General features: G+C 53.2%; 17 protein-coding genes. 4 read left to right on the forward strand and 13 right to left on the reverse strand.

Features of this window, described 5'->3' with window-relative positions; all coding sequences use genetic code 11:
- Positions 1–80: 80 nt before the first annotated feature.
- From H7846_RS12935 to H7846_RS12955, 5 genes are all read right to left on the reverse strand, one after another.
- On the reverse strand, positions 81–1,226 hold the full coding sequence (locus tag H7846_RS12935; protein WP_186692602.1) for a sugar phosphate isomerase/epimerase family protein: 1,146 nt from the start codon (positions 1,224–1,226) through the stop codon (positions 81–83).
- Between the two features lie 215 nt (positions 1,227–1,441).
- Complete coding sequence (locus tag H7846_RS12940; protein ID WP_186692604.1) at positions 1,442–3,124, reverse strand: acido-empty-quinoprotein group A; 1,683 nt, start codon at positions 3,122–3,124, stop codon at positions 1,442–1,444.
- Positions 3,121–3,984 (reverse strand): c-type cytochrome, encoded by an 864-nt coding sequence (locus H7846_RS12945; protein ID WP_186692606.1) that lies wholly within the window; start codon positions 3,982–3,984, stop codon positions 3,121–3,123. Before H7846_RS12945 ends, H7846_RS12940 begins: the two co-directional genes overlap by 4 nt.
- A gap of 244 nt (positions 3,985–4,228) precedes the next feature.
- Complete coding sequence (locus H7846_RS12950; RefSeq protein WP_186692607.1) at positions 4,229–6,868, reverse strand: AMP-binding protein; 2,640 nt, start codon at positions 6,866–6,868, stop codon at positions 4,229–4,231.
- Positions 6,869–7,483: 615 nt separating this feature from the next.
- Positions 7,484–9,838 carry a transglycosylase SLT domain-containing protein gene (locus H7846_RS12955; protein WP_255460624.1) on the reverse strand — a complete coding sequence of 785 codons (2,355 nt, stop codon included), beginning with the start codon at positions 9,836–9,838 and terminating at the stop codon, positions 7,484–7,486.
- Between the two features lie 219 nt (positions 9,839–10,057).
- Here H7846_RS12955 and H7846_RS12960 point away from each other — a divergent pair, with 219 nt between their 5' ends.
- Together H7846_RS12960 and H7846_RS12965 are read left to right on the forward strand one after the other, a co-directional pair.
- The gene (locus tag H7846_RS12960) at positions 10,058–10,684 is read left to right on the forward strand and encodes an RNA polymerase sigma factor (RefSeq protein WP_186696371.1); all 627 of its coding nucleotides are present in this window, start codon (positions 10,058–10,060) and stop codon (positions 10,682–10,684) included.
- A complete protein-coding gene (locus H7846_RS12965) occupies positions 10,681–10,923 on the forward strand; it encodes an anti-sigma factor family protein (protein ID WP_186692611.1) in 243 nt (80 codons plus the stop codon). The genes H7846_RS12960 and H7846_RS12965 overlap by 4 nt, the downstream gene beginning before the upstream one ends.
- Positions 10,924–11,629: 706 nt before the next feature.
- On the opposite strand, the gene H7846_RS12970 is transcribed toward H7846_RS12965, so the two are convergent.
- The 4 genes from H7846_RS12970 to H7846_RS12985 form a co-directional block, all read right to left on the reverse strand.
- Complete coding sequence (locus H7846_RS12970; protein ID WP_186692613.1) at positions 11,630–12,016, reverse strand: DUF779 domain-containing protein; 387 nt, start codon at positions 12,014–12,016, stop codon at positions 11,630–11,632.
- Positions 12,017–12,019: 3 nt separating this feature from the next.
- Positions 12,020–13,549, reverse strand: a complete 1,530-nt coding sequence (adh, locus tag H7846_RS12975; RefSeq protein WP_222597505.1) for an aldehyde dehydrogenase — start codon at positions 13,547–13,549, stop codon at positions 12,020–12,022.
- A 161-nt stretch (positions 13,550–13,710) separates the two neighbouring features.
- Positions 13,711–14,406 (reverse strand): lipid-binding SYLF domain-containing protein, encoded by a 696-nt coding sequence (locus tag H7846_RS12980; RefSeq protein WP_186692615.1) that lies wholly within the window; start codon positions 14,404–14,406, stop codon positions 13,711–13,713.
- A 193-nt stretch (positions 14,407–14,599) separates the two neighbouring features.
- Entirely contained in the window at positions 14,600–15,319 is a 720-nt protein-coding gene (locus H7846_RS12985) for an SDR family NAD(P)-dependent oxidoreductase (protein WP_186692617.1), read from the reverse strand.
- Positions 15,320–15,442: 123 nt separating this feature from the next.
- On the opposite strand from H7846_RS12985, the gene H7846_RS12990 reads away from it, so the two are divergent.
- On the forward strand, positions 15,443–16,825 hold the full coding sequence (locus H7846_RS12990) for an FAD-containing oxidoreductase (protein WP_255460625.1): 1,383 nt from the start codon (positions 15,443–15,445) through the stop codon (positions 16,823–16,825).
- Here H7846_RS12990 and H7846_RS12995 read toward each other — a convergent pair.
- Positions 16,791–18,179 (reverse strand): ArnT family glycosyltransferase, encoded by a 1,389-nt coding sequence (locus tag H7846_RS12995; RefSeq protein WP_255460626.1) that lies wholly within the window; start codon positions 18,177–18,179, stop codon positions 16,791–16,793. The two genes, H7846_RS12990 and H7846_RS12995, sit on opposite strands and share 35 nt — an antisense overlap.
- A gap of 140 nt (positions 18,180–18,319) precedes the next feature.
- On the opposite strand from H7846_RS12995, the gene H7846_RS13000 reads away from it, so the two are divergent.
- Entirely contained in the window at positions 18,320–21,844 is a 3,525-nt protein-coding gene (locus H7846_RS13000; RefSeq protein WP_186692620.1) for a glycosyltransferase, read from the forward strand.
- A 28-nt stretch (positions 21,845–21,872) separates the two neighbouring features.
- Here H7846_RS13000 and H7846_RS13005 read toward each other — a convergent pair whose 3' ends face one another.
- The 3 genes from H7846_RS13005 to H7846_RS13015 are packed head-to-tail and all read right to left on the reverse strand — an operon-like array spanning position 21,873 to position 24,210.
- Entirely contained in the window at positions 21,873–22,826 is a 954-nt protein-coding gene (locus tag H7846_RS13005) for a glycine betaine ABC transporter substrate-binding protein (RefSeq protein WP_370561253.1), read from the reverse strand.
- On the reverse strand, positions 22,823–23,452 hold the full coding sequence (locus H7846_RS13010; protein ID WP_186692621.1) for an ABC transporter permease: 630 nt from the start codon (positions 23,450–23,452) through the stop codon (positions 22,823–22,825). Before H7846_RS13010 ends, H7846_RS13005 begins: the two co-directional genes overlap by 4 nt.
- The gene (locus H7846_RS13015; protein ID WP_186692622.1) at positions 23,449–24,210 is read right to left on the reverse strand and encodes an ATP-binding cassette domain-containing protein; all 762 of its coding nucleotides are present in this window, start codon (positions 24,208–24,210) and stop codon (positions 23,449–23,451) included. The genes H7846_RS13010 and H7846_RS13015 overlap by 4 nt, the downstream gene beginning before the upstream one ends.
- Positions 24,211–24,224 lie beyond the last annotated feature (14 nt).

Genomic DNA, 24,224 nt, shown 5'->3' on the forward strand with positions numbered 1-24,224 from the left:
CTGCCCAACGGCCATGCCGGGAAAAATCAGCAGTTCGATTCAATCTCATAACATTTACCCTTCCGTGAATACGGCGGCTTCTACAACGCCGCCATAACCTGATGATAGAGATACTGTGCTCCCTCGATACCGTCCCAGGGACCATCTTCGTACTCAAGAGCAAAGACACCGGTGTAATTGTTGTTCAGCATGATACGCACGCCACGTTGAACATCGGGCTCTCCAAACCGATCCCAGAATTTCGCATGCACGGTGGTATGCGCATAAGGCGCAAGATCATTCAGTGCGTGATACAGCAGGTACTTATGTTCCCAGTTGCAAAAATCCGGACTGGCCTCGCAAAAGACGTTATTGACCTCTTCCACAATAATGCGGATATTGATCGGATTCGCCGTCAGACCCCAATGATTTTCAAGAGTCACCTTAACGCCGACCTTAGCGCCATAATCCGCCATCTCTTTGAATGACTCGATACATTTATCGAGATATTTCTCGATCTCTGGATTCTTCGGATAGCTCGACTCATCCGGATTAGGCCATGGAGCAATACGTGGACCGCCGCTGTTTACGCGCATCGATTTGGCACCGAGAATCGCCGCTCCATCTAACCATTTCTTGGCAATTTCAATCCCCTCTTTGCGTTTTGTGTCATCGAGTTCGCAGATATTGCGAGGAGCATTATTCGAGATGTGATGACAGAACACTCCTTCTTTTACTTGCACATTCGCCATCTTCTCCAACCAACGCTTACTGGAGGTAGCAGAAGGATCAAACTCAGTCACCTGGCGCTGTTTGCCGTTAAAAGTGACGGTTTGCTGCACGTATTGGCTTTTGTCGTCCATGTCGCCGAAGAGACTGGACCACATATCCATCTTGGTCACGCCAGGAAAGGTCTTCTTTGTGAAGGCGGGAAAATCCAGCATCGTGATTTCGCCATACTTCGCCTTCATCTTGGCGACGACATCCTTCGTGGTTAGCTCGCCCCGCCCCTTAAATATCCAGCGAATCGGATAACTATTCGAAGCAATTCGCGCCACCTTCTCGCTGTCTGTTAGCGGACGAAATGCACTCGCATGTGTGATTGGTTCAGGAGTCGCCTGCTGACCAGTTTCTGCCTGAGCAACGGTTGCAGATTTCCCTAACAGAGCGCTTGCGGCGAGACTGCTTCCAGCGCTACGAAGAAAGTTACGACGATCCAGCAAGCTGCGCGTTACCTGGTATGGCATAGCTACAGATCCTTTCTGTTATAGAAATGGTTCCTGAAACTTCTGAGCACCTGGATTGCGACATCTGGTGGGAACCATTACTACACGAGCTAAGGACCCCTGTACAGAAATTTATTCAATAAATGAATTAATTCCTTCCAAGACAATTCTGCCTTTACAGACAACTTTCGATCGCACGAAAAACCCCTCCCAGAGAAGAAATCACTCCTGAGGAATCAATGCAAAATGAAAGACCACATCGTGTCGCCAGATGCGCAGATCACGTATTGATGGCCGTCCATCTCGAACGTCTGTGGCGCGTTTGAAATATTTCCTATGCGTGTATTCCAGAGTAGTTTGCCGTCAGTCGCATCGAAGGCCACAAGATTACCGGCCCCATCGCCCGTAAACACCAGGCCCCCGGCAGTTGCCAAAAGACCGCCACCGCCGATACTTCCAGAGTTATAAAACTTGTGACGCCAGCGTGCTACACCTGTGCGATAGTCGAGAGCGCTGAGATAGCTTCCCGTACTTCCGACGAATAGTTCTTCCTTGCCACCCAACCCCATCGAGCCACGTGGATCGGTATCGGTCAGATGCAGAATCGAGAACGAATTCACCTCATAGGTATAGAAAAGATTCGTCATAGGAGAGAATGCTACGGGTTCCCAATTAATAGTCCCTCCAGAGGTAGGAGAAGCAAGCGAGCCTGGGACTGTTGCGTCCTTATCTGGGTCGCGCTTTGGTCCGCCTGCTGGAGTCAACCCTTTGGCCCAGTTCGTCATTTCGCCATACTTGCTTGTCACCAGATGCTCCCCGGTGACACGATCCAGCAGAAAGTAGTAGCCGTTGCGCGCCGCGGTTGCCACCATCTTCCGCATCTTGCCTTTGAATATGCCATCAATAAAGACTGGCGTTTGCGCCGAATCATAGTCGTGCATGTCATGCGGGGATGTCTGGAAATACCAGGCCATCTTCCCCGTATCTACGTTCACTGCAATCAGCGAGCAGGTAAACAGATTGTCAAGATCGCCACGTAACCCGGTCGTATAAGCCGGAGTTGGATTCCCCGTCCCGAAGATGTAGAGGTTTGTCTCTGGATCATACGCGCCGGTAATCCACGTCTGCGCGCCACCATGTCGAGCCGCATCGATACTCTTCCACGTATCGGCGCCAGGGTCATCCTTCTTCATCGGCACCGTATAGAGCTTCCATTGCAGTTCGCCCGTCTCCGGGTCAAACGATTGGAGAAATCCTGGAGAATCGATATCGTTGCCGACCCCAACTAAAACATGATTGCCAATAACGATCGGTGCTGGCGTAGCAAAGTAACCCTCTTCTACATTGGCAATCATTTTGTGCCAACGCTCTTTGCCCGTCTTTGCATCCAGAGAGACCAGGTAGTCGTCAGGCGTCTCCATGAAGAGATAGTCATTCCACATGCCAAACCCGCGATTGCCGATGTGGGTCCCACCCTTGGTCTTCCAGAAGTAATGCCATAGCTGATGGCCATCACGGGCATCAATCGCCCAGGCGTTATCCGGCATCGTCACATATAGCGTGCCATCGACCGCAAGCACCGATCCCTTGATCGAACCTGCGCGAATATTGATGTTCCCCGGTCCTTCGCCACCAACAATCAACGGCACCTGCGGTCCCGCCGTAGGTGCTGTGCTTCCAGAAGAATTGTCTCCGGGAGTCAGACGGGAGAACCACGACAACGAGAGATTCTTTACCGTCTGACGATTCACCTGCGTTAGAGCACTGTACCTCTTACCGGTGTAATCGCCGTTGTAGGTTGGCCAATCATTCTTCAGCGGCTTCAGGAGAGATTCCGGAGAAACCCCTCCTCCCTGTGCGAATGAAAAGACAGAGGAAAACAGCAGCGATGCAATTGAGAGCGTATGGATACGTTTCACTTCAGGGTCACCAGGTATGCAGTCACATCGTGAATATCGCGGTCTGTATAGTGCGGCAGCATGTCTCGATGCGCCTGCATCGGATTATGCACTACCACCGTTGGCACAGAACCCTTCCGCGTAAAGCTACGTTGCGTGCCATCGCTTAGTTGCAGCGTCACAATAAAGTCATCGATGCGCACTAGTTTGCCAGAAATCTTCTCCCCCGGTGCGACTGTCACATCAACGGTTGCCTTACTGGGAGCATTGCGATTGTTTCCACCGCCAGCGACCCAATGCGCCTGCAACTGTACGGGGTCTGGATATTTTGTCGCAATATCCTTCAGATCCCCTGTGGCCGAATGGCAGCTTGCGCAGTGCATGGCAAAATACTCCTGCCCGCGTGTCGCATCTCCCACCACGATGTTGAGTGGCTTGGCTTTTTCTCCAGGAGGCGCGCCTTGACCGCCTATCGTCGCAATTACCGAACGAATATAGGCAGCAACAGCTCCAGCATCCTCATCGTTCAGCCCAATATTCGGCATCCCCTGCGCCATGCGGGCTCCCTGAATAATGGGAATGATCTGCTCTCCATGCTGATCGGTTAATGCCGCCTGCGAACGAAGGAGATTTGGCCCCCCCATATCGCCTCCACGAAGGTCCGCTCCATGGCACGCCTGGCAATTAATGCCGTAGAGCGCTTTACCGTGAATCACCTTTGCGGGGTCCTCCGGTGGACGAACCTGGCCTGAATTAAAGGCGGAACGCCCCGCCTGTCCCGCGGCAGAAGCGGTCTTCAAACCGCCAAAATAACAAACTGCAGTGGCAACAACCACCCACGCTGTTCCCACAGCAATGCAACGCGAATAAAAAGTTTTCATTCCACCTTGCCAGTAAGAGCTAAATCAACCTGCGTAAAACAAAAGTGCGCCCATTTGCGAACACGCGAAAAAGCAATATTTGTTCTGTCGAAAATAAGCTCGGAAAATGAAGCAGTGCAATCGTTCTACGAAGTACCCCCTTTGTAGCATGAGGGCCAGATATCTGTACAGATACGCGCAGATCTGTTCCTTCCCCTAAAAGAAAGAAAAGACCTCGGCTCAACTGCTTGGAAATTTTCCTCTTTCACGCGGTCAGAAGCTCCTTCACCGCAAGCTGTAGCCGTTCTGTAATCGCGGTTTCCGTTTCATTCGCACCAAAATAGAGTGGCTGACCGATATGGATCTCAATGCGCCCTGAACGAAACCACCTGCCTCTTCCCATCTTAAGATTGCCCAGCCCGCAAAGCGCCACGGGCAAAACGGGAGCGGAAGATTGCTTCACCAGAAGGCCGATCCCGCGTCGAAAGTCTGCTAAAGTTCCATCTGGCGAACGTCTGCCTTCTGGAAACAGAATAATGTGAAAACCGCGATCCAGAACTCTTCCCATGTGATCAAAACTGCGTTGAAAATCTCGCTGTCGCGGCAACGGAAAGACATTGAACAGGGCGGAGAGAAGGAACCATGCAATAGGTCCTGCGGGATTAGGCCAATGCGATCCCTGTCGTCTGGCGCGGCGGAAGTCTTCAAGCATTTCTCCCGCCATAGCCACAGCTGTGTGAGTGCGAATTGATCGCTGTAATGCAAAAAACAGCAATGGCACATCATAGGTGCTCACATGGTTCGCAACAATGAGCATGCTGTCATCTGCAGTCGACGTTCGCGGAAGAGAGGGCTGCACAATACGCGGCGCGGCGAGTAACCAAACAAGTGGACGAAGCACGACCTCCAGAAAGACACTACGCAGCCATCGCACAGGCCATGACCATGGCCAGCGAGGATACACATAATGCGACACAGATGTAGGCGATGTGCGCTCTGATCGCGATCGCGTTTCCTGGTTGCTTGTTGTCAACCGGGAAGCATCGATATTCTGAGCGTCCCGCGCTCTTTCACTGGGCCAATCAAATTCAGCATTTAACCTGCCCGATTGCATTACAAATTGTCGAAGCTCTTTCAGCGTCTCGACTTTGCTCGATTCCTCCTCATTAATTGGTAATCCCAGCCTCTGTTCAAGCGCACTGAATAATTGCACGCGCCCCAGGCTATCTAAATGCAGGTCTTCCGTAAGTCGTAGATCTTTCTCCCCCTCAGCGGGTGGATTCTCTCCGGTGATACGGGCAATCAGCCTCAGAAGCCAATCTTCATCCGCGACTTGCTCTTTCTCCTCGCTTTTGACTTCTTTGTTAGCTAACCATGCGGTAATCTCCGCTCGCTTCACCTTCCCCGTTGAGGTCCGAGGGAGATCGGGATCAGGCCATAGAGCATATCTGCGTATGCGCTGAAATTCAGCCAACTGCGCATTCGCCCGTTGCAGGATCGTGTCCGCATGCGCATCTGATCCACGCATAGCCAATACAACACATGGCTCACTTCCTGAAGCTGTCTCCATAGGAACAACCGCGCAAGCCCTCACCTCTGGTTCTTGCTCAAAGGCGACTTCGAGGTCTTCAGGATGAAGATTGACTCCCGAACCAGTAACAATGGTCTCGCTCTTTCTCCCAAGAAAGCGAAGCGCTCCATCGGACTGCATCTTCGCCAGGTCTCCAGTGGCCAGCCATTCGCTCTCCCGAGGATGCAACGAACCGCCGCTCCAGGTTGCAGACGAAACCATTGGGCCGCGAACCAGCACCTCGCCATCAGGCTGCATCTTAACTTCTCGACCTGGAAGTGGTTTTCCCATGCTGCCGCCTGATATATGGAAGGGGTGGTTGAGAGTGATCAGTGCAGCAGTTTCTGTCATGCCGTACCCCTGAACCACTACAAAAGAAAGCGTGGTCCAGAAGCGCTCGGTTGAAACCGACAAGGCGCTGCCGCCAGTCACAAAGGCCCAGAATTTCCATCCAAAAGCCGAATGGATATCGCGGAAATACCACCACCGTCGGATGGAGGACTTCTCTTGCGCCTCTGCCAGACGCATCGGCAGATTGGGATATTCCGTTTCCAGATGGTTCTTGAGCATCGCAAGTACCCGAGGCACCGCCGCAACAACTGAAATGCGCTCTTCACGAACTGTTTCAATCAGCCGAGCGGATACAAGGCGGCTTTCAAAGTGAACCTCTGCAGCAAAGACCGCCGGGACCCACAATCCCATCATCTGCCCAAAGACATGGCTCAACGGTAGCGTATGAAGAAAACGCAACGGATGGACCAGACGCTCATAACGCATATAGCCGCGGGCAGCCTGCTCGATCGGCTCAAGGCTGGCGAGAATGTTTCCATGGGTATGGACGATGCCTTTCGGATCTCCGGTTGTTCCGGAAGTAAAGAGAATCTGCAACGGTGTATCGCGCGAAAGATTGGCAGCCGCCACCATCTCTTTCGCAGGCAGTACATCCAGCCAATCTTCAAACGCAAGCTGAGACCACTCTCCTTTGAGCGAACGAAGAAACTCCTGATCACCCACAATCAATGACGGACGCACATCAGACGCTACTCGCGTCGCAAACTCGACCGTTCCATAGACATCCAGCGGAACAGCCAGTACCCCCCGCAACATACATCCGTAAAACGCACTAATCCATTGGGCGCTGTTCTCCGCCCATATTATGACCCGATCACCGACCAGAATGCCGCGCTCGTCCAGCAGCGCCGCAAAACGCCCGGCTAATCTTGCAATCTCTTCGTAGCTAGTACTCTTGCGTCGATTACCGGTATGGCGAACAACGGCCCTCTCGCTGCCAAAGCGACGAAAATCCTCCAGCAACGTAGCCAGATGAGAGCGCATGGGTGCCTCCGCTCACCGTAACTATATTGGATGCCGGTCGCCTGCCGGAATTATGACCCTTCTTATTTCGACTCCCGATGCAGCCACAAAGCGGGAAGCGCTCACCGCAAAAGAAAAGGTGCATGGACACCTGCCATGCACCTTCTGCATTGACCAACACTCGGTCTCAATTTGGTTTGCGATAGCAGATATGTCCATCCAGGAGAAAATATTCCGCGGAACATCTCTCAGAACCACAGATCATGGATTCTAATCCAACACACTGGTGCCGAGTGATCAACCCGAGCGCTCCACATGAGGGGCAAGCCAGAACAGCACAGTAGGGGTTATCCGATTTCCCCAACCCATTCGTCTCGTCCAACAAAAACATCGTACCCGGTTCCATTTGTTCCGGGATCCACTCATCGAGGAAGTTCAACTCTGGAACCATATCTCCACCTCTTTGCATTGCGGACAGTTAATCTGCGTAATTTCCATTGGCATGTTTCCAACAGAAACTCTTCTTTTGCGGTTTCTTCAACCTCTCGATCAGAATTGCACCAACTATGGTGCAAAGCATATCCCAATTTCGTCACGTGTCAATGAAGAATTCAGCGGATGATTCCTTCCTGATTCCTAACGTTTTCCGTAAAGGGCCTGGTAGATTCTTCTATTTCGCAGAATCGCTTGGACATACTCTCGCGTCTCCGTATAAGGAATGGATTCAACAAACTCGGCAATATCCTGGTACGGACCTGCCGCCATCCACCGGCGTACCGGTACATCTCCCGCGTTGTAAGCTGCAAGAGCATATTCCGCCTGTCCGCCGTACCGGGCAAGAACCTGGTTCAAATTGAGGGTTCCTAGTCGAAGATTGGTACCCGCATTCAATAGATCGGATGTCTTGAAATTATGCATTCCTTGTTTTCTTGCCAGCGACTTGCCCACGGAGGGAAGAAGCTGCATCAACCCATAAGCATTTGCTCGGCTGACGGCTCCTGCATTGAACTCCGATTCCTGTCGAATCAACGAAGCAACCAGGTAAGGATCCAGCCCATTCTTCTCTGAGTTCGCCACCAGATCGTTCCAATAGGCTCGAGGAAAAAGAAGCTGCCAGTAGAGGGTAGGTACCTGATCCAAAGGCAGAGCAAAGAAGGAGATCTTGCTGCGCTTCAGGGACTGAAGTGTGCGGGTCGTTTCCCCATAAGAGGCATAGATGCGCGCTTCCGCAAGCGCACCCCATTCAGAAGAATCTGGCGCAGCCTGAATCTCTGGACCGATGTACTCATTCAGCGCAGCATTCGCCACCAACCGCGCTTTGATCAGATGGGGCTCGTTTTCCGGAATCTCATCGATCAGCGACGGGATCTCACGCTTCTGTATCGAAGCCAGAACTGGAGATGCCAGAACATTGGGCGCTTGCGTTCCAAGGATTTCAAGACGTTTCCGTGCCAGTTCTGCGTAGTAGTAGTTCGTGTAATTCGCGCTCAGCGCACGATAGTAATTTGCAGCTTGACCGGGATTATGTTCCTGCTCTTCAAAGATGCGTCCGCGCCAGTAAAGGGCTGTGGGAGCTTCAATCCCTGCGCCATACTGGACGATCTGCTCATCCATCAGCCGGGCAGCTTCCCCAAAGTTCCGCATCCGGTAGTTCATCCATGCCGCGCGCCAGTGTGCAGAAGGAGCATAGGTGCTGCGGGGAAACATCTGTACCAGCAGCTTGTAGTGCTTGATCGCCTGCTCGGAATCTTGCTTGAGCAGGTACATATTGCCACCAGAGTAAAGGGCCTCCTCAAGCCACCGGCTTGTAGGAAAGCGCTTGATCATTTGATCGAGGACCGTCGTATGGGCCGCAGTATCACCTTCACTCCGCGAAAGCTCCGCAAGCAGATAAAGTTTGGCGGACGCCGCATCATCGTTCGGTTCCGGAAGACGCTCAACGTCCCGACGGCTGATCCGCTTGAGCTTGTAATCGCAAACCGCAGCATAAACCGCCAGAGCATCACGATCCATCTGAGAAAGGCTGGAATCATTCCGGGCAATCTCGTGGTACTCCTGCCCGGCTTCGTTGTAACGCTTTGCGTTGAAGAGCTGGTCAGCATGCGACTTACGCTCCGTCGCATTCAGTGGAACTCCCATTGCATCCAGCTGTGCGCGAGCCTGACCGGCCTCATAACTGAACGGAAACTTCGCATAGATGTTCCGATAGATTGGAGCGGCATGGCCAGCATCGCCTGTCAGCTGGTAAGCGCGACCCAGAATGTAACGGAAGTCGCTGTGGCTTCCAACCGGGGTATCTTCCAACGGATGCAATGCTGTTAGCGCACCCTGTGGATTGTTCTGCTGAATATATGCATTCGCAAGCAAAACCGGAGCATTTGCCACAAAAATACTGTCGGGATAGTGTTCGGCGAAGTGATCCAACAGAGCATAAGCATCCGCGCCGCGGTTGGCTTGGAGCGCAGCCTGTGCCCCTAGATAGTCCGCATAATCGTTCAGCACTTTACCACTTGTTTTCGCTTGTTGGAATGCTGTGTACGCCTCGTTATAGCGGCGGTCGAGCATATAGGCATGCCCCAGCGCCAACCATGCCGTAGCCGATCCTTCCCCCGGATGTGTACGAGCATAAGCCTGGACACCCGCATAAGCAGCAGCAGAACGCGTCGCATTAAGCTGTTGCGCCATTGGACGAAGCTGTTCCGTAGCACGAAACACGCTCGTCAAACGAATCGTCTCGGCCGTTGGCTTCTTTGCAGTTCGCCGATGTGCCTTCGTCTTCGCACTCGTTTTGCTTGATCTCCGAGCCGAGGAAGACTTCGCTGCCGTATGCGAAGAAGGCTGCGGGGTCTTCTTCTTGGCGCTCGTAGAGCTTTTAGAAGAATGCTTCTTGGCTGACGGTTTGGAAGAGCTTTGGGACCACGCAGGAAACCCTGTGCCCAAAACAAAAGAACCAAGCAGAAATGCCGTCTGAAATCTCGTACAAACCTTCAAAATTGACCCTCTTGCGGATGTCCACATCTTTTACTGTAAGCCGCTCCTCCCCCGCTGAGGGTTAGACTCCGCAAGGTGGAATCTGTACAGGTACACTCTTTCTTCTGCTTCGGCGGTAGGCCTTTGCCCGGATACAGCACGGCATTTACTATGGTTGAAGCGCATGAGATCAAAACTGAGTCATATGGGCTCATTTTTGATTTGCGCACCCTTTTGCCCATGCCCGCCATCCAATCTCCAGGAACGGAAGAGATTCATCCCGACGTAGCGTTAGTTGCGCGCGCTCGGGAAGGGGATACAGCAGCCTTTGAGCAGCTGGTCCGGCAATATGAACGCCAGATCTTTCGCGTAGCGCAGCATATTACGCAAAATCGTGAAGACGCTGAAGACATTACGCAGGACACCTTCCTCAAGGCTTACGAGAAGCTGGACCAGTTCCAGGGAAACTCGAAGTTTTCGACTTGGCTTGTCCGAATTGCAGTCAACGAAAGCCTTATGCGGCTTCGCAAGCGTAAGACCAGCAAGACCGTCTCTATGGACGAAGATGTCCAAACCGAAGAAGGATCGATCCCACGGGATTTTGCCGAGTGGCGCCCGAATCCAGAGCAGATCTTCGATCAGAACGAGCTTAACGACATTCTTCGGAGAACCATCCAGGGACTCCCTCCGGGTTTCCGCACCGTCTTTACGCTGCGGGATATCGAAAACCTCTCCACGGAAGAGACCGCGGAGGCACTTGGTTTGAGCATCCCCGCCGTCAAATCACGCCTTCTGCGCGCTCGTTTACAATTGCGCGAGCGTTTAAGCAGATACTTCCGCCAGCGGAAGGAGGGACAACCCGCATGAACTGCACCGATTTCCTGAGCCAGCTTACGGATTACTTCGATGGCCAGATCAGCCCCGAGCTTCTAGAGGAAGTCCGCGCTCACCTCTCTGGCTGCAAGCATTGCGAGGTTGTGCTCAACACCACCCGGCAAACGATCGAGGTCTATCGCGGCAACGAAGTTTACGAGATCTCCGACGATCTGCGCGAAAAGTTGCACACCGCTATTATGACGAAATGCCTCGAGAAAAAGCGCGCCTGACTCTTCCTCGCACAGAAGTTCCCAATCAAAAGTAGACGTGTCGTCTTGATCTGTTTACCCCAGCGACGTGTCATTTCGACCGGAAGCCCATAGTGAGTCGCAGGCGAATCAAATAGGCCGAAGCGAGAAATCTCCGCATCTTTGTCTTCCACCCATCGCACATCTCAAAAATTTGTCACTCTGCGAACAGCAACGCGCGGCAACCCGCGCAAGCTCGAGCCATCTTTAACTTGTCAAGCCCACGGCCCACAAAATTCCCTTGGGGGAATCATCTCAACTTCAACAAATCAAAACCTTTATAGTCCAAAAACAAATCTGCTCCGAAGTGCAGATTCACCCAGACTACCTCGTTAGAATAGAGATAGAGATAAAGAAGAATAGAAACGATAAGAGATAGGGCCAGGAGATCAATTCTGGCCCTATCTCTTTTTAAATCAATATTTTGAGGTCTAACCCTTTTGCATACAATATTTTACATCACAAAAAACAGATAACTCTTTGAAAAAAAGCTACTTACAAAACGCGTCTGGGGGGGCTATTCTCCACAAGAACGCGACGGATTCGGAGACATCGCACTAAAAAGCCTGACGTCCCTGAACCTGAAATGCGCACCATGCTGAAGTGTCATCCTGAGCGAGCAAACGGCAATTCGAAGGAATCTCCGGTTGACCTTCGGATAAATGCAATGGACTTCAGATCCAGGACACTAGATCCGCCCTGCCGTTCTTAGTGCCGCGATCTCGTCATCGCCGAATACCTTTGACCGGATCAGAAACCGCAATCCTTCTGGCCCCTCCAGCGAAAACATTCCTCCACGCCCTGTCACCACATCCAGAGTGAGCTGTGTATGCTTCCAGTACTCAAACTGGCTGCGGCTCATGTAGAACGGAGTTCCACCAATCTCCCCCAGTAAAACATCGCTGTCGCCGACAAGAAACTCGCCTCTCGGATAACACATCGGGGAGCTGCCATCGCAACAGCCCCCCGACTGGTGAAACATCAACTCTCCGTACCGGGCCTTCAGCTTCTCGATCAGAGCTAATGCACTGGGAGTCGCCGTCACCTGCAGCGGAAGTTGAGTTGCTGTCGTCATCGTTTAGAAAAATCCCATCGCCTTCGGGCTGTAACTGATGAGCTGGTTCTTCGTCTGCTGATAGTGGTCGAGCATGATTTTGTGGTTTTCGCGGCCAATACCCGACTGCTTATACCCGCCGAAGGCAGCATGGGCTGGATACAGATGGTAGCAGTTCGTCCATACCCGGCCAGCTTGAATAGAGCGGCCAAAATGATAGGCACGATTGAGATCGCGAGTCCAGATGCCGGCTCCCAGTCCATACAACGTATCATTCGCGATCGCCAGTGCCTCGTCATCATCCTTGAAGGTTGTCACTGAAACCACGGGGCCAAAGATTTCCTCCTGGAAGATACGCATCTTGTTGTTACCCTTGAAGACCGTCGGTTCGATATAGAAACCTTCCGCCAGATCTCCTTCCAGTTTTGCGCGCTTGCCACCCGTCAAAACCTCTGCCCCTTCCTGGCGGCCGATGTCGAGATACGAAAGGATCTTCTCCATCTGCTCTGTCGAAGCCTGCGCTCCAATCATGGTTGTTTTGTCTAGCGGATTACCCTGCTGGATCGCCCTCACCCGCTTCAACGCCCGCTCCATAAACCGGCCATAGATCGACTCATGAACCAAAGCACGCGATGGACAGGTACAGACTTCTCCCTGGTTCAGCGCAAACATTGCAAAGCCTTCAAGAGACTTGTCGAAGAAATCGTCGTCTTCGCGCATTACGTCGGCAAAGAAGATGTTGGGTGACTTGCCACCGAGTTCCAGCGTCACTGGAATAATGTTCTGCGACGCATACTGCATGATGAGTCGGCCAGTTGTCGTCTCGCCGGTAAACGCGATCTTGGCAATACGCGAACTCGAAGCTAGAGGCTTGCCGGCTTCCAGGCCAAAACCATTAACGATGTTCAGCACTCCAGGAGGAAGAATGTCCTGGATGAGTTCGGCAAAGACAAGGATACCGAGTGGTGTCTGCTCGGCGGGCTTCAGTACAACCGCGTTGCCGGCTGCAAGCGCGGGAGCCAACTTCCAGGCTGCCATCAATATTGGAAAGTTCCACGGGATAATCTGGCCGACAACACCCAACGGCTCGTGATAGTGATACGCAACTGTGGTCTCGTCGATCTCGCTGATCGAACCTTCCTGCGCGCGAATCGCTCCAGCAAAGTAACGGAAGTGATCGATCGCGAGAGGAATGTCGGCCGCCATGGCCTCGCGAATAGGCTTACCGTTGTCCCATGTCTCCACAGTGGCAAGCATTTCTAGGTTGTCTTCCATACGCTGCGCAATCTTCTCAAGCATGCGCGCACGCTCAGCGGGCGCAGTCTTGCCCCATGCAGTCTTCGCCGCATGAGCAGCATCCAGAGCGCGATCGACATCTGCTGCATTCGACCGCGGAATCTCGCACAGGATCTGTCCCGTAACTGGTGTTACGTTCTCGAAGTATTGTCCAGAGGCGGGAGCCACCCACTCACCACCAATAAAGTTGTTGTACCTTGCCCGAATTGATACGGGATAACCGTAAGCGCCGGGTCGCAGCGCAGTCATCGTTGCCATACTTCACACTCCTTCGCAATCGTTTTTCACGACGCGCGGTGAATTGTAGCCCTCAAGAACCACGGATGTCATAGAAAGAATGTTTTCGTCGCGGCTGTTTTATCGAACAAAACAGAAGGGGCAGCCGCAATGGCTGCCCTTCCTTCGCTCTTCTTCGAGATTTAGGGTTTACGTCGTGGCGAAATCTTATTCAATTCCGCAAGTAACGTGCGTGCTGAAGCCGGAGCCTTGACTTCATGCTTGAAGACGATGTCCTGCGCAGTAAGATCTTTCCCGTAGAGGTTCTTGTTAGCGCCATTGTCAGGACGCATGCTTGATCCCGACAACGAAATACCAGCGAAAAGTCCCTGTGCCCGAGACCAGGAGAGTATCTCGGCCTTCAGCATGACGTCCGTCTCTGCACTGGCATTGCGGCCCACCGGACCAGCCGCAGCCGAGGCATCGGCTCCGATCTTCACTTTGCTTGAAAGTACAGAACTAGCACCACGCTCATTCATAATCAGCAAAACGAAATCAGTTGCCTGACCGCCGATCTGAAATCCAAAGCTGGCGCCTTCCAGGGCCATCATTGTTGGAGCGCTCCACGGCCCCCTGAAATTCTTTCCCGTTCGGCAAGTCATCACGCCGCGGCCATAACTTCCGCCCACAACAAAAGCTGCTTTCTTTACGGAAGGATAAACAACGACGCACTCTGCCTTATCGATCAAGTCCTGAGGAATTCCTTTGTCAGGAGCTTCCAGGATGTCTCGTAAAACCAGGCCTGACTCTTTGACGCGATCTTCTTCTTTCTCCTGCCCTTTCGCCATCAGGGGTAGCACCAGCAGAACGCCTAACGATAGACATGCAATTTTCTTCATCTTCCTCTCCTCAACTCCTTAATTTTTTCTCTATTACTTGATGCGGGAGATCCGTGAACCCTTTTGCAGCCGAAGCCACTATACGCTACTAGGAAGCCTCCACAAATACGACGTCTCATTTTTTATTGCAGTTGCTCGAGTTGCGTTATCCAGCGATGAAATTCATGGTTTCAGGACCTGTCCTTTACCATCCCTAACTCTCTCCATACACCGGAACAGACGCACCATGGACAACCCGCGCCTCATCGCTGGCAAGGAACAAAATGACGCGCGCAATCTCCTCCGGCTTTGGCCATCTGTCAAAATCGGCGTCTGGCATCCCCTTTCGATTCGCTTCCGTATCAATGATGCTCGGCAAAATCGAATTAACCCGTACCCCTGTTCCTTTGACATCGGCTGCAAGACAGTCCATCAGAGCCACAGCAGCAGCTTTAGACGCCGCATATGCTGAGGCTCCAGCTGCGTGATCAAATGCAGCCTTCGCTGCGACATTGATGAGTACTCCCCTTCCCTGCTGAACCAGCGCCGGGATCGTGGTACGTCCAAGTACAAATCCAACGCGCAGATTCAAATCCAACATCCGTTCGAATACCTTTGGCTCTAGCTCCCATAGTTTGATTCCGCCTGCATAGCCACCCACGGTATTAACCACGACATCCAATCTGCCATGCTTTGACAAAATACTAGAGACTAAGGCCGATATCGCAGATTCATCCGTTGCATCCGCCTGCACACCTTCAATGAAACCGGCCTTCTCCCCTGCGGCCTGCTTCAATGCGGTGAGCTCGGCCGCGTTGCGATAAGTTGTAGTAACCTTTGCGTTCTCCGCGGCAAAGGCCAGAACAACACTGCGACCAAGCCCACCTGTTCCTCCGGTCACCAGAACAACTTTGCTTGCATGACTGATCTGCATCTCTCGAATCTCCCTTCTTCAGACGACTTTATCAAGTGCGTAGATTGCAAGAGAACAGATCCTCCTCCTGCCACATTTGATCGAATGCTATCGCTAACCTGAACGAACTGGTACCCTCAATCGATGATGCCAACACCCTTCGATGCCATCATCATCGGGGCTGGCCAGGCCGGTCCCTCCCTCGCAGGCAGACTCGCACAGGCAGGTCGTAAGGTCGCCATCGTCGAACGCAAACTCTTTGGCGGGACCTGTGTCAATACCGGTTGTACTCCTACCAAAACACTGATTGCCAGCGCCTATGTTGCCCACAAGGCCCATACCGCCAAGATGTATGGCATCGATGTCTCAGGTCCGGTACATGCCGATATGAGGGAGATCAAAGCCCGTAAAGATTCCATTTTGCTCAAGTCTCGCGACAACATCGAATCATGGTTGCGCGACATGCAGAATTGTACGGTCTTCACCGGCCATGCTCGCTTTGAGTCTCCCACGACCATCCGAGTCGATAAAGAACTTCTCTCTGCTCCGCAAATCTTTCTCAATGTCGGCGGACGCGCCTCCGTACCTCCAATACCAGGCGTCCATGAGGTGCCCTTCCTTACCAACACCTCTCTCCTCGACCTTGAAGAACTTCCCCGCCATCTTGCGATCGTAGGAGGAAGCTACATTGGTATCGAATTTGCGCAGGCTTTCCGGCGCTTTGGCAGCGAGATCACTATCATCGAAATGGGGCCGCGTCTTGCGCAACGCGAAGATGACGACGTCTCCTCAACAATCAAAGAGATCCTCGAAAAAGAAGGTATCCGCATCCGGCTTAACGCCGAATGCATCAGTCTGGATCATTCGCCTGAAGGTGTGTCTGTACATGTCAACTGCAACGAAGACAACAAGCCCCTCATAGCATCCCATGTCCTTCTTGCAGTAGGCCGCCGCCCCAATACCGATGACCTCGGTCTCGACAAAGCAGGAGTCGCCACCGACCAACACGGCTATATCAAGGTCGATGACCAGCTCCGCACAAATGTGTCCGGGATCTGGGCACTGGGAGATTGCAACGGCAAAGGAGCCTTCACCCACACCGCCTACAATGACTTCGAGATCGTCGCTGCCAATCTGCTCGACAACGATCCCCGCTGTGTCAGCGACCGTATCCCCACGTATGCCCTCTTCATGGATCCTCCCCTGGCCCGTGTCGGCCTCACCGAGCGCGAAGTGCGTCAGTCAGGTAAACCAGCACTCATGGGGACTCGCCCGATGACCAAAGTAAATCGCGCTGTCGAGAAAGGCGAGAGCGAAGGCTTTATGAAGATTCTGGTTGATGTCGAAAGCAAGCAGATCCTTGGAGCCTCCATCCTCGGAACCAGTGGCGACGAAGCGATTCACTGCATCACAGATGTCATGTATGCTCGAGCGCCTTACACGACGATCCAGCGCGCCGTGCACATCCATCCCACCGTCTCCGAACTGATTCCTACAGTACTCGGCGACCTCCAACCCCTGTCGTAATTTCAGATTCTGGAATGCGTACAAATAATGCTCCTGCCCACAGTATGAGCAAGGGGAAGAGTTCCAACGTGTACCGTGGCTCTGAGTTATCGAGTGTCAGTAGTAGCGCACATCGTAACGCAAAGAATGCAATCATCGACCAGGCCAGCACCGCGTGTCCACCCCATCCTCTTCGCCTCCAACGCCACAGCCCGATCGCTCCGGCCGTGAAATACACAAGATTCAGCAAGGCATACGTTCCCGCAAAGATAGTCTGCTTTGGGTGCCTCCACTTCCACCACTCCAAATCGGACTCCATCATCTCCGTTCGCGGGCGGAAAGCCATATCCACCAACCGCGCGACTGGCAGAACCAGGTAATACCGCACCGGATCGTCAGCGATCCTCTCCTCAGCCAATGCGCCAAATCCCGCATCCAGCTCTGGTGTCGCATTGAAATCCTGATTGTGTTTGTTCAGCAATGCCTCTACCCGGCTGTACTGCTCCTCCGTATCAAACGCTCGGGTCGGAATATCGTCGATGTCGATCATTGCAGTGTTCCAGTTCCAGTACACATCCTCCGTTGAGACAAACTCGATTGCCCAGGTGCGATACCAGCGATCGAATCCGTGCGGAATTAACTCGCCCGGGTCAACCGCATCCTTCGGAACCAGTGGCTGAAATACATGGAAGGTCCGCCAGTTACGGACTGTCCACGGCATTAGCGGTAGAACCACGCAAAGCGCCGCCACAGCAACCGGCGCCGCATTCCTACCCTTAAACCCACCCCGCAAACTGACCCACCCCATCGCAGAAAGAATTGCAACTGATAGCAACCCCTGCTCTGGACGCAGTAACACAGCGTAAGCCAGCGCCATTGCAATGGCCCAAAGCCAGCGATTCCACCCCCCCTCCAGTTCTTTCCATCGAACCAACCCGTAAAACGCAACTACGATGCAAGTCAGCGTAAGGGTCTCGGTTAAAGGAGCTGCAACATAATTTGCGGTAAAGGGACACAGTGCCGCCATCCACAACACTGCGATTCCAGCCCGCCGCCCAAAAATGCGTCTCGCTAAATCGCCCAGCAGAATACACGTACCCAGATCGATCAGGCATTGTGCCAACATCACTGCCGAATATCTGTCATCGCCAAATACCCTAAAGCATAGGGCCAGAAACATCGGGTATCCCGGTAGCCGGATCAGCGTCGGAAGCGGCCCTGACGCTGACTCTGCAAAGCCATAAACGCCGTGATGCATCCAGTTCTTCGCGATATCTCCATAGATCAGCGTATCCCCGGCGATTCGCGGGGTATGCAACACAAAGGCCAGCCGCAGCGCCAGTCCCAGCACCACTGCGCCCCAGAATAAAATCAACCCTTTTCGTCGAGGAATTAGCATCCAAACTGCATCATACTGCGAACTTTATCCCCTTCAACCGTTTCGTTGACTCTAGACTCTTCCCTGCTTAGGATGGAGCCTGAGGCAAAGCCCATCGCGAAAAGCCTCACTCCCTGATGGCCAAACAGATCTTCTACGACCCGCAACGCAAGCGCTGGAAACGCCTCCGGGTCATCCTTGACTCACTTGCATTCATCGGCCTAATTCTCGCCATTATTTTTTTCGTCGGACTGATCCGCATGAAGCCCCTACCAGAGCTCATGCTTGAGACGCAAAAACGGAACTACCGTGCTCTTGCGAATCAACCGCAGAAAAATCAGAAGCTTCGCCGATCTGCCCATCGTAAAACGGATATTAAGCCTTCAGACGTCCCTCTAAACTCAGGCGAAGGCCTACGCGCTGCATACTATGTCGAAGACGACCCCGCCAGCTATTCCTCCTTCCGCCAGCACATCTCTCAAATCGACATTCTCTTTCCTGAGTGGCTTCATGTTGTAACCCCGGATGGAAACCTGACTGGATATTCCCTCGACAACCGGCCCTATAACATCATCGAAAAAGGCACGGTTCACTCCGTCGATCGTGACGGCAAAGTGGCATCTACCATTGCAACGACTCGTGTCAACCTCGATGTCGTTCCACTGGTAAACAACTACAACCCAGTTAAGAACCAGTTTCTCCCCGAAATCGGGGATTTCCTTCTTAACGAGACCGCACGCGCCAACTTCATCCATCAGATCGACGCCTTTCTCGCTGCGAATCCTTCGTACCGTGGGCTCTCACTTGACTTTGAGGAGATTCCTACTAATGCGCAGCCTGGATTCAATGCACTCGTCGCTGGCCTTTATAACGACTTCCATCCACGCAACCTGCACCTCTACATAAACGTCCCGGTCCGCGACGACGATTTCGATATGAAATTCCTCGCCGATCACTCTGATGGGCTGCTCCTGATGAACTACGACGAGCATGAGTCTGGCGGAGATCCCGGGCCCATCGCCTCGCAGGATTGGTTCACCGACAATCTCAAAGCAATTCTTAAGGTTGTTCCGAAAGAAAAGATCATTTGTGCGATCGGGAGCTACGGTTACAACTGGACCACGACCCTCCCTTCCCCAACAAAGAAAGGTCATAAGCAGCAGCCAGAAAAGGTCTTATCCGCAGTTCCGCTCTCAACTCAGGAGGCATGGCAGAATGCCTATGACTCTGGATCTCAAATCGATCTCGATGACGATTCGCTAAATGTCCACTTTGCTTACGATGACGTCGACTCCCACGTTCGGCATTACGTCTGGTTTCTGGATGCCGTCACCGTCCTAAACCAGATGCGCGCGGCCCGCGCTCTTGGGATCCAGACCTACGCCCTGTGGCGGTTAGGACAGGAAGATAATTCTCTGTGGAAAATATGGGACCGTCCTCTCAACGCCGATCCCGAGCATGACCTCGCGCATGTTTCTCCTGGCTATGACGTCGATACCGAAGGGGAAGGCGATGTTCTGCGCATCACTCGTCGACCTCAAGATGGAGCACGTGACCTTGCGATGGACGACGATGACTCTGTTCCGTTGCGCTATCGCATGGTGGTACAGGAATCGATGCAGTCATATCCACTTTCCTACACCATCACGCAATACGGCTATCACCCCAAAAAAGTCGCGATCTCCTTCGATGACGGTCCAGATGCCAAGTGGACGCCTAAAATCCTTGACGTCCTGAAACAATACAATGTCAAAGCTGTCTTCCTGATGATTGGAGAAGAAGCCGAAAAGAACGTCGGGATCATGCAGCGCGTCTATCGCGAAGGCCATGAGATCGGAAATCACAGCTTCACACATCCCGACATCAGCGTAATCCCCAAAGCCCAGGTCGATCTCGAGCTGAATCTTACAGAACGCCTCTTCGGTGCCAAACTTGGAGTCCAGCCACTCTATTTCCGTCCCCCCTATTCCATTGACCAGGAACCTGACACTAATGATCAGGCTGCCCCTGTAGACCGGATTCAGAGCCTTGGCTACGTCATCCTCGGGAACAAAATCGATACGAACGACTGGGATGAGACTCCGCGAAAGACCCCGCAGGAGATCACCGACAGCGTCTTCAGCCAGATTGCCGACATGGAGAAAAACCCCTGGCAGCGCGGCTCCATCATTCTGATGCATGATGGGGGCGGTGATCGCTCCGCAACCGTGGCCGCACTCCCCATGCTGATTACCCAGCTGCGCGCTCGCGGTTATGAGATCGTTCCTGTCGCAGAGCTGATCGGAAAAACTCGTGCTGAGGTTATGCCTCCCCTGACACCTCACCAGCGCTGGCAGGCCCGTGCCGATTCCATTACTTTCTTTCTTATCGGATTTTTCAACAACTTTGTAGTCGCTGTCTTTTTTGTCGGTGACATCCTGATGAGCGGGCGACTCATCATCATCGGGGCATTTGCGCTGATTGATCGTCTTCGCACTCGCAAAAACTACGCCGGCCCAGACTACAATCCTCGCGTTGCCGTTCTCATCCCGGCATATAACGAAGAAAAGGTCATCGCGCGGACGATCCGTTCCGTGATGATGTCGAATTACAAGAACCTTCGTATCATCGTCATCGACGACGGTTCCTCAGACAACACCGCTAAAGTCGTCCACGACACCTATCCTGTAGATCTCGCTTCCGGGCGTCTTACGCTACTCACGAAACCAAATGGCGGCAAAGCTGAAGCCCTGAACTTCGCTCTGAATCAAACCGACGAAGAGATCTATGTCGGCATCGACGCAGACGGCGTTATCGCCCATGACGCTATCACCCGCCTCGTCAGCCATTTTGCTAATCCGAAGATTGGAGCCGTTGCTGGAAACGCCAAGGTTGGCAATCGCGTCAACCTCTGGACGCGCTGGCAGGCCCTAGAATACATCACCAGTCAGAATTTTGAGCGACGCGCCCTCGATCTCTTCGATGTCGTCATGGTTGTCCCGGGAGCCATTGGAGCATGGCGTACCTCTGCTGTTCGCGATGGCGGCGGGTATCACCCCGATACTGTCGCCGAAGATGCGGACCTTACGATGAACATCCTCGAACAAGGATATTCGGTCATCTACGAAGACCAGGCGCTCGCCTTTACCGAGGCCCCAGTCAACATGGATGGCTTGATGCGCCAGCGCTTCCGTTGGTCGTTTGGCATTCTTCAGGCGGTCTTCAAACATCGTGGAGCCATCACCAAACATCTCGCCATGGGCCTCTTTGCGCTGCCCAATATCGTGGTCTTCCAGATTCTTCTTCCCCTGGTTTCGCCTCTAATCGATCTCATGTTCGTCGCGGGCGTTATCAATTACTTTGTCGATAAGCATTTCCATCCCGACTCGGCTTCGGCAGCCAGCTTCCATAAGCTGCTCATCTTCTTCACCGCCTTCCTGGTCATCGACTTCCTTACCTCGGCCCTTGCCTTTGCGCTCGAACGCAAACATCCGGCTAGCCGGGGTGACGCATGGCTCCTGGTTCATATCTGGATTCAACGATTCAGCTACCGCCAGGTTTTCTCGATCGTGCTGCTGAAGACCATTAAACGGGCCATCGACGGCAAACCATTCAACTGGGACAAGCTTGAGCGTACCGCCCAGATGTCAAAGCAGACAGAAGCTCTAGCCGAACGAAAGTAACCTCGCGCACCAAAAGATCTCTTATGCCCTAGAGTCCCTTGCTTTTCCTGAATTCGCGGACAACCGCAGATACATCCCTGTGCTGTCCATCCACGGCGTTATTCATCTTACGAATTTCCTCTGCGCTTATCTTTCCAGCCAGCTTATCCATCGCAAGCTGGATTCCAGGATGCCGTCGTAACGAATCTTCGCGCACCAGTGGCACAGCCTCATACGGCGGGAAATAGTGCTTATCATCTTCCAGCACTACAAATCCCATGGCCTGAATCGGACCATCGGTTGAATTTCCTGCCACCATGTCCACCTGTTTGGCCGAAAGTGCTCGATACAACAGCCCTAGATCCATCGTCCGAGGATTGCTATTAAACTTCAGTCCGTAAACCGATTCCAACCCCCGCAGTCCATCTGGACGCTGTTCAAATTCGTAACCGACTCCAAGCTTCATCTGTAGCGCATGAGGCACGGCATCGGAGATTGTCTTCAGCCCAAGTTTCCTAGCCTCGTCGCCACGCACCACCATCGCAAAGGTGTTCTCGAAGCCCAGCCCCGGTTCTACGCGAACGCGATAACTTTGATCGTAGAACTGTCGCACTGTCTCAAAAACATGCGCTCGATCACGCTGGCCAACAGGAGGTAGCGGCTGCTTCAGAATCGCGGTAAGCGCTGTACCGGTGTACTCCACATAGCCATCGATGCGGCCGCTCACTAGCGCTTGCTGGCACAAATAACTTCCCGCTAAATAGAATCTGCGATCAACAGGCTGACCGGTAACCTCTTCGATCTCCTGGGCCAGCAACTCCCCCAGTACAACCTGCTCAGTGAAGTTCTTCGCTCCAATAACAATGCGCGAAGAACGTGGAGGTGCACAGGCAACGCAGAGAAACAAACAACAGACCATCCCAGCCTGCAAGCATCGCCCCAACCAGTCGCTCCGTGACTGGCTAACCCGCTGACTGACTACGCCACTGACTTGCAGAGTCATCTCCGCACCGTTAACTTCTTCTCCACCCACGCCAATGCCCCATCCGCAATCAAGGCCAAGAGGGCCGCGGGAGCTGCACCTGCCAGCACAAGCTGATTATCCACGCTGGCAACTCCGCGAAAGATCAGCTCTCCCAGCCCGCCTGCACCGATGGCTGCGGCAATGGTCGCCACCCCAACACAAATTACGGTCGCGGTCCTCACCCCGGCCAGAATCACGCTGGCCGCCAACGGCAGCTCTATTTTTCTGAGTCTCTGCCAGCCAGTCATCCCCATCGCATCCGCGATATCGGCCAACTGAACATCGACACTCATGATTCCCGCATAGGTGTTTCGCAGGATGGGCAGCAGAGCATACCCAGTTAGCGCAACAATGGCAAGCCGAGCAGCATTCTCTCCCATCCATGGCACCGGTAATAGAAGCCCGAAGAGCGCCAGACTGGGAACTGTCTGGATGACATTGGCAAATCCGATCACGGGCTTGGCTAATCGGGGCCTGCGCGTCAGCAGTATCCCCAGAGGCAACCCGATAGCAACAGCGAATAGCATTGCGCTGAAAGTCAGCCACAAGTGCTCAAAGGTAAGCCTGCCGATCTCCCATCCGTATTGGTTCAGGAACTGCATCATCCCTGCACCGCGCGACGGATCGAAGCAATATAGTTTTTTACATGAGAATTTTCAGACCGAAGAAACTCGTTGGAGGGTGTATCGGCCACCACCCGTCCGTTCTCAAGAATCACAATGCGGTCTGCAAGGTATAGCGCCTCTTCAAGATCATGGGTGACCAGCAGGACAGTCTTTCCCATGGGCGCCAGCAGCCCCTTCAGCATCTCTTGCATCTCGCTCCGCGTTAGTGGATCGAGAGCACCGAAAGGCTCGTCCATCAATAGCACAGGAGGCTCCAGAGCTAGTGCCCGGGCCAACCCCACCCGTTGCCTCTGCCCGCCTGAAAGCTGCCAGGGAAACCTTCCCCGAAGCGCATCAAAATTCAATCCCACCTGCTCCAGAATCTCACGAGCTCGCGCCACGATCTCCGCTCTTAGCCGTCCCTCCAGCTCCAGGGCAAGCCCTGCATTCCGCTCGATTGTCATGTGTGGAAAGAGGCCGGCCTCCTGGATCACATAGCCAATTCCGCGCCGCAGATGGACCCGGTCGTCCGCACACAGCAGCTCGCTTACTCTCTGGCCGCGAACCATCACTTTCCCTGCTGTGGGCTGCGTCAATCCATTCACCATACGCAGCAATGTGGTCTTTCCTGAACCGCTGCGCCCCAACAGTGCGGTCGTTGTTCCGGCAGCAAGCGCAAGAGAGATGTCGTCCAAAACAAGATGCCCACCTGCAGGCGTATAGCTCACTTTTGCGAACTCAACGCCTACTGTGGGCATGTCGTTTCCTTTAT

It is taken from the genome of Edaphobacter sp. 4G125, from assembly GCF_014274685.1.
Lineage (GTDB): Bacteria > Acidobacteriota > Terriglobia > Terriglobales > Acidobacteriaceae > Edaphobacter.

Bases quoted from the DNA above. Each gene is read 5' to 3' on its own strand.
- H7846_RS12945 (WP_186692606.1), bottom strand. From the start codon at position 3,984: ATGAAAACTTTTTATTCGCGTTGCATTGCTGTGGGAACAGCGTGGGTG.
- H7846_RS13005 (WP_370561253.1), bottom strand. From the start codon at position 22,826: ATGACTCTGCAAGTCAGTGGCGTAGTCAGTCAGCGGGTTAGCCAGTCA.
- H7846_RS12960 (WP_186696371.1), top strand. From the start codon at position 10,058: ATGCCCGCCATCCAATCTCCAGGAACGGAAGAGATTCATCCCGACGTA.
- H7846_RS13000 (WP_186692620.1), top strand. From the start codon at position 18,320: ATGGCCAAACAGATCTTCTACGACCCGCAACGCAAGCGCTGGAAACGC.
- H7846_RS12970 (WP_186692613.1), bottom strand. From the start codon at position 12,016: ATGACGACAGCAACTCAACTTCCGCTGCAGGTGACGGCGACTCCCAGT.
- adh (WP_222597505.1), bottom strand. From the start codon at position 13,549: ATGGCAACGATGACTGCGCTGCGACCCGGCGCTTACGGTTATCCCGTA.
- H7846_RS13010 (WP_186692621.1), bottom strand. From the start codon at position 23,452: ATGATGCAGTTCCTGAACCAATACGGATGGGAGATCGGCAGGCTTACC.
- H7846_RS12980 (WP_186692615.1), bottom strand. From the start codon at position 14,406: ATGAAGAAAATTGCATGTCTATCGTTAGGCGTTCTGCTGGTGCTACCC.
- H7846_RS12985 (WP_186692617.1), bottom strand. From the start codon at position 15,319: ATGCAGATCAGTCATGCAAGCAAAGTTGTTCTGGTGACCGGAGGAACA.
- H7846_RS13015 (WP_186692622.1), bottom strand. From the start codon at position 24,210: ATGCCCACAGTAGGCGTTGAGTTCGCAAAAGTGAGCTATACGCCTGCA.
- H7846_RS12950 (WP_186692607.1), bottom strand. From the start codon at position 6,868: ATGCGCTCTCATCTGGCTACGTTGCTGGAGGATTTTCGTCGCTTTGGC.
- H7846_RS12965 (WP_186692611.1), top strand. From the start codon at position 10,681: ATGAACTGCACCGATTTCCTGAGCCAGCTTACGGATTACTTCGATGGC.
- H7846_RS12935 (WP_186692602.1), bottom strand. From the start codon at position 1,226: ATGCCATACCAGGTAACGCGCAGCTTGCTGGATCGTCGTAACTTTCTT.
- H7846_RS12990 (WP_255460625.1), top strand. From the start codon at position 15,443: ATGATGCCAACACCCTTCGATGCCATCATCATCGGGGCTGGCCAGGCC.